Here is a 7,222-nt window from a genome sequence, read left to right on the forward strand (position 1 = left end):
TCGCTCAACGCGACGGCGCGCGCGGCGCCGACAGGTAACCGTCCAGCGCCAGCATTTCATCGGAGGCGCGCGACCACAGGCTGTTGGCCGCCGCCGCGCTGCGCGCGCGCCCCGGACGCACCAGCGCGTCGCCGTAGTCGTCCATGGCGGCGTTCTGGTGCAGCTCATGCACCGGCGGCAGCTCGGCCGCGGGCATTCCCAGTTGCAACTGCACCTCGGCCAGCTGCTCTCGCGCCTTGCGGGCGTCGGCGTGATCCGGCCCCAGCCGCCGCAGCTGGGCGTGCAGCACCGCCTCCAGCAGGCTGCGGGCGGCGTCCAGCTCCTGCATGTGCACCAGCGTTTGCGCCAGCGCGGTCTTGCTGCGCAGCGTGTCGACGTGCTCGGCGCCCAGCAGGCGCTTGCGGGAGGCCAGCACCTGCTCCTGCACGCTGCGCGCGTGTTCGGTGTCGCCGCGCTGCAGCAGCAACTCGGCGCGCGCGGCCTTGGCGGACAGCGTCAGCAGGTGCTCGGCGCCGAGCAGCCGCATATAGGTGTCGATCACGGCGTCCTGGATGGCCAGCGCCTCGGCCAGCCGGCCTTGCAAGCCCATGGTGTGGGCCAGGGCGCCGCGCGCCGCCAGCGTATCGACATGTTCGGCGCCCAGCAGCCGTTCGCGCGCCTCGACCACGCACTCCTCCAGAAACTGCGCCGCCTCCAGCTTGCCCTGCAGCCGCAGCGCCGCCGCCAGATTGGTCTTGCTGACCAGCGTGTCGGGATGATCCTCGCCGAGGCCGCGCTGGCGCAAGGTCAGGCTTTCCTCGAAACAGGCCAGCGCCTGCCGCAGCTTGCCCTCGCGCCGGTACAACTCGCCCAGCAGATTAAGGTCGCGCGCCAGCGGCTGGGGCACGGCGCGGCCGGCGCCGCCGCCGGCCTCCAGCGCGCGGCGCGCCTCGGCGATCGAGGCCAGCAGGTGGATCTCGCGGTGCGACTGCCACGGGAAATAGCCGGGCGCCAACCAGTCGAGAAAGGCCTCGAAGGTGCGCGTCAGCGAAAAGCGGTCGCCGCCCTGGTCGAGCCGCACCGCCACCTGCTCGCCATAGGCGAAGGTGCGGGTCTGCTGCAGCTGCACCTCGTCGAAATAGCTTTCCAGCGACAGCTGCTGCATGCCGTAGCAGTCGCGGATCAAGTCCTCGAAACTGGGCTGGTAGCCGAGTATGCGCTGGCGCTCGTCGCCGCGACGCCATTGGGCGCGCTGGGCGCTGTCGCCCATTTCTATGCGCGAGGGCAAGGGGTAGACCAGCAGCGGCCGCTGCTCGTCCTCATGGCTGCGGCGATAGGTGGTGGCGCGCGCCACCAGCGCCTGCACGCCCTCCAGGCTCTGCCGGTTGGGCGTGAACACCACCACCAGCTTGCGCGGGAGCAAGGTGGTGCAGATGCCGGCGCTATCGGTGCGGCCGGTGCGCGAATCGACCAGCACGTAGCGGAAATGGCGCGACAGCCGGTCGGCGAAGCAGCGAAACAGCGCCGGGCAACTGTGGAACAGCTCCTCCCAGTCCATGGAGGCCAGCCGCTCGCCATAGCTGTCGTCGAACCGTCCGGCGCGCATCAGGTACAGCTGGCTGCCCTGATCGACCCGCGTCACATATTGCCCGATATCAATATGCGACAGCACCTCATGCGCGAGTTCCTCGTCGTCGAGCGCGGCGCCGTTGCGGTGGCCGTGGAGTTGCTCGCGGCAGGCCTCGAACAGCTCGAGCACGCCCGGCTTGGGCTCGTGGTGCTGGTCGGCGAAATAATGGTGCAGCCCCGGGGCTTCGAGATCCCAGTCGACCATCAACACCGGCGTGGTGGCGTTTTGCTGGCGCGCCAACAGCACGGCGATATTCGATAGCGCCATCGTGCGCCCAGTGCCGCCCTTGTAAGAATAGAAAGTAATCACTTCGCCGCTGGTGCTGAGCGGCGGCAGGGTCAATGGATTGGATTCCATGGCAAACCTTTAGCGAGGGAAATGTGGAGGAGGAATGGCACGCCACTCCGGCGGGATGTCGGGCAGCACGAAACGGCTGCAGTCATGCCCCGGCGGCATGCTTCGTTTTAGGCAGTGGTAATGCTCAGCGATGCGGTGGACGATTTTCTCGATGTCCGGAATGAAGTCGGGATTGGTCTTCAGGTCGCCGCTGGCCAGCGTGTAGCGGGAAAAATCCACATACATGCCGGGGCCGGCGATTTGCGGCGGCAAGCCGCCGGGATGGCGGGTCATGATGACGGGAATGATCAGATGGCTGGGCAAGCTGTACCACTGCTTGCGCTCGCGCTCGATAAGTTGCATGGCCGCGAACTCGCGGCGGGTGTAGCCGTGGGCCTCGTATTTAGGTGTATAAATGGCAATCATGCACACGCTCTCGCACATGGCGTGCGCGATCTTCTCGTCGAGGTCGTCTCCCCCGCCGAGTTGCTCACTATCAACAAAAAGCTCTTCCTCATTGTCGAAGTGCGGTTCCAGGTAGCACTTCAAGGCGTCGATCAAATCGTCCTTGAACTTACTCATATATGTATGCCGGCCATGGGCATAACTGAAAAAGCAGCCGTGACGGATAGTCATGACATCCTCCCTGCGTTTAACCAACTCTAACAAGCCATAATGCAGAGACTTTGAGTTAGAACAAACGTGCGACAGGCGGAACTTTGCGCAATCGGCTGGCAGTTTCAGGTAAGATAAAAATATAACGACCGTTCTTTTTTATAACCAAGGAGACTCGCATGAAAGCTGTGGTATGCAACGCCTGGGGCGCGCCGGACACCCTGACCATGCAAGAATTACAAGATCCGCAAGCGGGACCGGGGCAGGTGGTAATCGATGTGCGCGCCGCCGGCGTCAACTTCCCGGACGTGCTAATCGTGCAAGGAAAATATCAATTCAAGCCGGAACTGCCATTCGTGCCCGGCAGCGAAGTGGCCGGCGTGATCCGCTCGGTCGCTGACGATGTGACAACTTTCAAACCCGGCGACCACGTCATCGCCTTCGTCCCGACAGGTGGCTTCGGGCAACAGCTATTAGCGCCAGTGCAAGCCCTGATTCCCATGCCGTCCGACATGGATTTCGACACGGCGGCCGCCATCACCCTCACCTACGGCACCTCGTACCATGCGATTGCGGACCGGGCCGCGCTAAAAAATGGTGAGAACATGCTAATTCTTGGCGCGGCTGGCGGGGTGGGCCTGGCCGCCATCGAAATAGGAAAAGCCCTTGGAGGCCGCATCATTGCTTGCGCCTCGACCGATGAGAAGCTGGAAGTGTGCCGCCAGCACGGCGCGGACGTCCTGATCAACTACAGCCGGCCGGACTGGCGTGAGGCGGTCAAGGCCGCGAGCGGCGGCAAGGGGCCGGACGTGATCTACGACCCGGTTGGCGGCGAATATGCCGAGCCGGCGTTCCGTTCGATCGCGTGGGGTGGGCGTTACCTGGTGGTCGGCTTCGCCAACGGCGGGATCCCGAAACTGCCGCTGAACCTGACGTTGTTGAAAGGCGCCTCGCTGGTCGGCGTATTCTGGGGTGAGTTCACCAAGCGTGATCCAAAAGGCAACATGGCAAACATGCGCCAGCTGCTGCAATGGTTACAGGAAGGCAAAATCAGCCCCCGGATTTCAGGGCGCTACCAGCTGGAGAACGCGGCCCAGGCACTGAACGACATGGCCGCCCGCAAAGTCACCGGCAAAGTAATAGTATTGCCGCAATAACAATTTGGGGTCAGCTCTGACATTCGGACATTAGGGAACTATTTCACAGCTTTTTAGTTCCGCAATGTCCGAATGTCAGAGCTGACCCCAAATTTTTTGACTGAAAGTTACTGATCGGAATTCTTGTTTTTGAAGAATTCGATCACGACTTGCTGTTCGCGCGTGCGTTTGAAGGACGGCAGGCTTTGCCAGATGCGGCGGCCATAGGGCTTGGAAATCACGCGCGGATCGCACAGCATCAGCACGCCACGGTCTTTTTCGTCGCGGATCAGGCGCCCGGCGCCCTGCTTCAGGTTGATGATGGCTTCCGGCAAGGTATGGCTCATGAAGCCATTCTTGCCCTGCTTTTCCATCACTTCCAGCCGCGCCGCCAGCACCGGGTCGTCCGGCGGGGCGAACGGAAGTTTGTCGATGATGACCAATGACAGCGCGTCGCCGCGCACGTCCACGCCTTCCCAGAAGCTTTGCGAACCGATCAGGACGCCATTGCCGGCCTTGCGGAACTGGTCCAGCAACTCGGTCCGGCCTTTGTCGCCCTGCACGAACAGCGGATACGGCAGGCCGCGCTTGTCGAATTCGTCGCGCAGGCGCTCGGCGGCACGCTTGACCGCGCGCAGGGTCGTGCATAAAAGGAAAGTCTTGCCGCCGGCCGCCTCGATCACCGGCAACGCCAGGTCCAGCACCGCGTCGGTGTAGCCGAAGGAATTCGGGTCCGGCAGGCCGGTCGGCACGTACAGGATGCCCTGTTCCTCGTAGTTGAACGGGCTCGGCCACGACATCGACGGCTCGTCGGTCAGGCCCATTTGCTCGGCGAAATGGCTGAAATCGTTCTTCACCGCCAGCGTCGCCGAGGTGAAGATCCAGCTGCGCGGCACGCCTTCCCGCTGGCCGTTGAAGATCGGCGCGATCGATAGCGGCGTCTTGTGCAGCTGCAGCGACGAGGCGTAGGCCTCCACCCAGAACACCGCCTCCTCGCCCTTGGCCACCTTGGCCTTGGGGTCGAATTTCCACGCCGCCAGCCGCGCCACCAGGTCGAGGCCGCGCTGGCGGCATTGTTCCAGCGTTTCCGCCCGCTCGGCCTGCTTTTCCAGCACGGCCATCATGCCGTCCAGCTCGTCCTTGAGTTTTTCCAGCGCCGGGAAGAAGTCGCTCGATGGCGCGATCTGCGGCAGCGACAGGCGCACGATGTCCTGCGGGAAGGTCAGGCGCAGGTCGCGCGCCGCCTTTTCCACCACGGTGACCACCTTGCCCCAGTCGGCGCCGTCGCGCGCGTTGGACAAGCCCTCGGCCAGCACGTCGCGGCACAGTTCCAGCACCTGGGAGGTGGAAAACGTGTCGCCGAAGAACAGGGTGGCGGTGTCCGGCAGCTGGTGCGCCTCGTCGAAGATGATGGTGTTGGCCGACGGCAGCAGCTCGGCCACGCCGGAGTCCTTCAGGGCCACGTCGGCGAAGAACAGGTGGTGGTTGACCACCACCACGTCGGCCTGCTGCGCCTCCTTGCGCGCCTTCATGATGAAGCAATCCTGGTAATACTGGCATTCCGCGCCCATGCAGTTGTCTCGGGTCGAGGTCACCAGGTTCCAGATCAGGGCGTTTTCCGGCACCCGCGCCAGCTCGGCCTTGTCGCCGGTCTTGGTCATCTTCAGGAAGCGCGAGATTTCACGCAGGTGGCCGACGTCGTCGCGCGAGGTCATGCGGCCGTTCTGCAGCGTGCGCTCCAGATGGTAGTGGCAGAGGTAGTTGGAGCGCCCTTTCAGCAGCGCCACCGAGACCGGCGCCTGCAAGGCGTTGCGCACCGCCGGGATGTCGCGCAGGAACAGCTGGTCCTGCAGGTTCTTGGTCCCGGTCGAGACGATGGTCTTGCCGCCCCACAGCAGCGCCGGCACCAGGTAGGCGAAGGTTTTGCCCGTGCCCGTGCCCGCCTCGGCGATCAGCGTGGTCTGGGACGCGATGGCCGCGGCCACGGCCTTGGCCATCTCGGTCTGCGAGCGGCGCGGGCGGAAGTCGCCCACGGCCGGCCCCAGCGGTCCGCCGGCGCCGAACAGGCGCTCGACCTCGGAATCGTACTTGCCGGGAGGCTGTTCAGGCGTGGCGCCGATGACGGCGGGAATGGCGTCGGGAGTCGGAGGGAGGTGTTCGGTCAAAATTAGTCGGGGTGCTTACGCCGGAACGTCGGGCACCAATTGCATTTTCAGCAGAGTGATATGGTCTTTCAGTTGCAGCTTGCGCTTCTTGAGGCGGCGCAATTGCAGTTGATCGTGGTGTCCATCCAGCGTGAGCATGTCGATCACCGCGTCCAGATCGCGGTGCTCGACGTCGAGTTCAATCAGGCGACGTTGGATATCTTGTACATCAGTCATATTTCTCAGCCAAATAGTTTCACTGGAACAACATAGGTATTGCGTACAAACTGCGACACGGTGCATAGTTTAATCTACGGCGGGCCTGCCGCCAACAGAATGATCGCTCACCCGCCGTCCAGGATACAGTACCGACTATGAGCGCCTACAAAATCGAAGCCGGGACCGCCCAGCATATCGGCGGCCGGCCGCGGCAAAACGACCGGGTCGCCCTGTACACGGCCGCCCAGGCGCCGGGCTACGTCATGGCCGTGCTGGCCGACGGCAACCACAGCCCGATCGGCGCCGACCAGGTGCTGCTGACCGCCAAGCATCTGTTTGACGAATACCGCGTGGGCGACACCGCCAACCTGGCGCGCCTGCGCGAACTGCTGCGCAATATCGCGCTGGAAGCGCACCAAGTCATCACCATGAATCCGCTGGCCGCCAGCGCCGAACCGCACAGCGCGCTGGCGTTGATGGTGCTGACGCCGCAGGCGCAGGTGGTGTGGGCCCATGTGGGCGACGCCCGGGTGTACCGTTTCAGCGGCGAGACCTGCGCCATGCGCACCAACGACGGCGCCTACGTCGAGCACCTGATCCAGCACGACAAGCTGCCGCCGGAGGCGGCCAGGAAGCATCGCGGCTCGCGCCTGCTGAACAATGTGCTGGGCAACAGCCTGAAGGCGCCGTTCGTCACGGTCGGCTGGCACGAAGGTCTGCAGGCCGGCGACGCCCTGATGCTGTGCTCGGACGGGCTGTGGCAGTGGTTCCGCCCCGAGGAACTGGCGGCGGCGGTCCAGCGCAACACGCCGCGCCAGGCGGCCGAACGGCTGATCGGCAAGGCCGGCGAACGCGCCCAGGGCAAGGGCGACAATTGTTCGATGGCCATCATCAAGCTGGTGGCGCCGCCGCAGGAGACGCCCGGCTACACGGTGGAAAAGATGCGCCGGGCGGTGTGATTCAGGGCCGCTGCGCGGGCACCGGCGAGCTGCGCACGTTCTATGGATTCCCGCCTGCGCGCACTGCTGTCCGGAATAAATTTGCTTGAATAAGCCTGAAGGTGTTGCAGGTATTGGTTAACGGGCGTATACCCGTAGTCGCCAAACTCAAAAACCAAACCCGCAACATGTTCAGGATATCGACTTTTCATCAAATAATGAAGG

7 protein-coding genes are annotated in these 7,222 nt (G+C 63.8%); 2 read left to right on the forward strand and 5 right to left on the reverse strand.

The features are described from left to right. Nucleotides 1-4: 4 nt before the first annotated feature. Both FHW83_RS03445 and FHW83_RS03450 read right to left on the reverse strand, forming a co-directional pair. Nucleotides 5-1,966, reverse strand: coding sequence for a KGGVGR-motif variant AAA ATPase (locus FHW83_RS03445; RefSeq protein ID WP_176644924.1), 1,962 nt, complete (start codon nucleotides 1,964-1,966; stop codon nucleotides 5-7). A 9-nt stretch (nucleotides 1,967-1,975) separates the two neighbouring features. After that, the gene (locus FHW83_RS03450) at nucleotides 1,976-2,581 is read right to left on the reverse strand and encodes a toll/interleukin-1 receptor domain-containing protein (RefSeq protein ID WP_176644925.1); all 606 of its coding nucleotides are present in this window, start codon (nucleotides 2,579-2,581) and stop codon (nucleotides 1,976-1,978) included. A 158-nt stretch (nucleotides 2,582-2,739) separates the two neighbouring features. On the opposite strand from FHW83_RS03450, the gene FHW83_RS03455 reads away from it, so the two are divergent. Further along, a complete protein-coding gene (locus tag FHW83_RS03455) occupies nucleotides 2,740-3,717 on the forward strand; it encodes an NADPH:quinone oxidoreductase family protein (protein ID WP_176644926.1) in 978 nt (325 codons plus the stop codon). A gap of 107 nt (nucleotides 3,718-3,824) precedes the next feature. Here the strand turns inward: FHW83_RS03455 and FHW83_RS03460 are convergent, their stop codons facing one another. Together FHW83_RS03460 and FHW83_RS03465 are read right to left on the reverse strand one after the other, a co-directional pair. Next, nucleotides 3,825-5,861 (reverse strand): ATP-dependent DNA helicase, encoded by a 2,037-nt coding sequence (locus tag FHW83_RS03460; protein ID WP_218105936.1) that lies wholly within the window; start codon nucleotides 5,859-5,861, stop codon nucleotides 3,825-3,827. Nucleotides 5,862-5,876: 15 nt separating this feature from the next. Next, entirely contained in the window at nucleotides 5,877-6,077 is a 201-nt protein-coding gene (locus FHW83_RS03465) for a YdcH family protein (RefSeq protein ID WP_008450659.1), read from the reverse strand. A gap of 137 nt (nucleotides 6,078-6,214) precedes the next feature. Between FHW83_RS03465 and FHW83_RS03470 the strand changes: the two genes are divergently transcribed. Beyond that, complete coding sequence (locus tag FHW83_RS03470; RefSeq protein ID WP_176644927.1) at nucleotides 6,215-7,018, forward strand: PP2C family serine/threonine-protein phosphatase; 804 nt, start codon at nucleotides 6,215-6,217, stop codon at nucleotides 7,016-7,018. On the opposite strand, the gene FHW83_RS30440 is transcribed toward FHW83_RS03470, so the two are convergent. Next, the coding region (locus FHW83_RS30440) for a hypothetical protein (protein ID WP_218105937.1) at nucleotides 6,985-7,222 on the reverse strand (238 nt) is incomplete at its 5' end. The two genes, FHW83_RS03470 and FHW83_RS30440, sit on opposite strands and share 34 nt — an antisense overlap.

Origin of the sequence: Duganella sp. SG902 (assembly GCF_013376005.1) — a bacterium.
GTDB lineage: Bacteria > Pseudomonadota > Gammaproteobacteria > Burkholderiales > Burkholderiaceae_D > Rugamonas.

Coding starts and splice junctions, on each gene's coding strand:
- FHW83_RS03445 (WP_176644924.1), bottom strand. CDS start 1,966: ATGGAATCCAATCCATTGACCCTGCCGCCGCTCAGCACCAGCGGCGAA.
- FHW83_RS03465 (WP_008450659.1), bottom strand. CDS start 6,077: ATGACTGATGTACAAGATATCCAACGTCGCCTGATTGAACTCGACGTC.
- FHW83_RS03455 (WP_176644926.1), top strand. CDS start 2,740: ATGAAAGCTGTGGTATGCAACGCCTGGGGCGCGCCGGACACCCTGACC.
- FHW83_RS03450 (WP_176644925.1), bottom strand. CDS start 2,581: ATGACTATCCGTCACGGCTGCTTTTTCAGTTATGCCCATGGCCGGCAT.
- FHW83_RS03470 (WP_176644927.1), top strand. CDS start 6,215: ATGAGCGCCTACAAAATCGAAGCCGGGACCGCCCAGCATATCGGCGGC.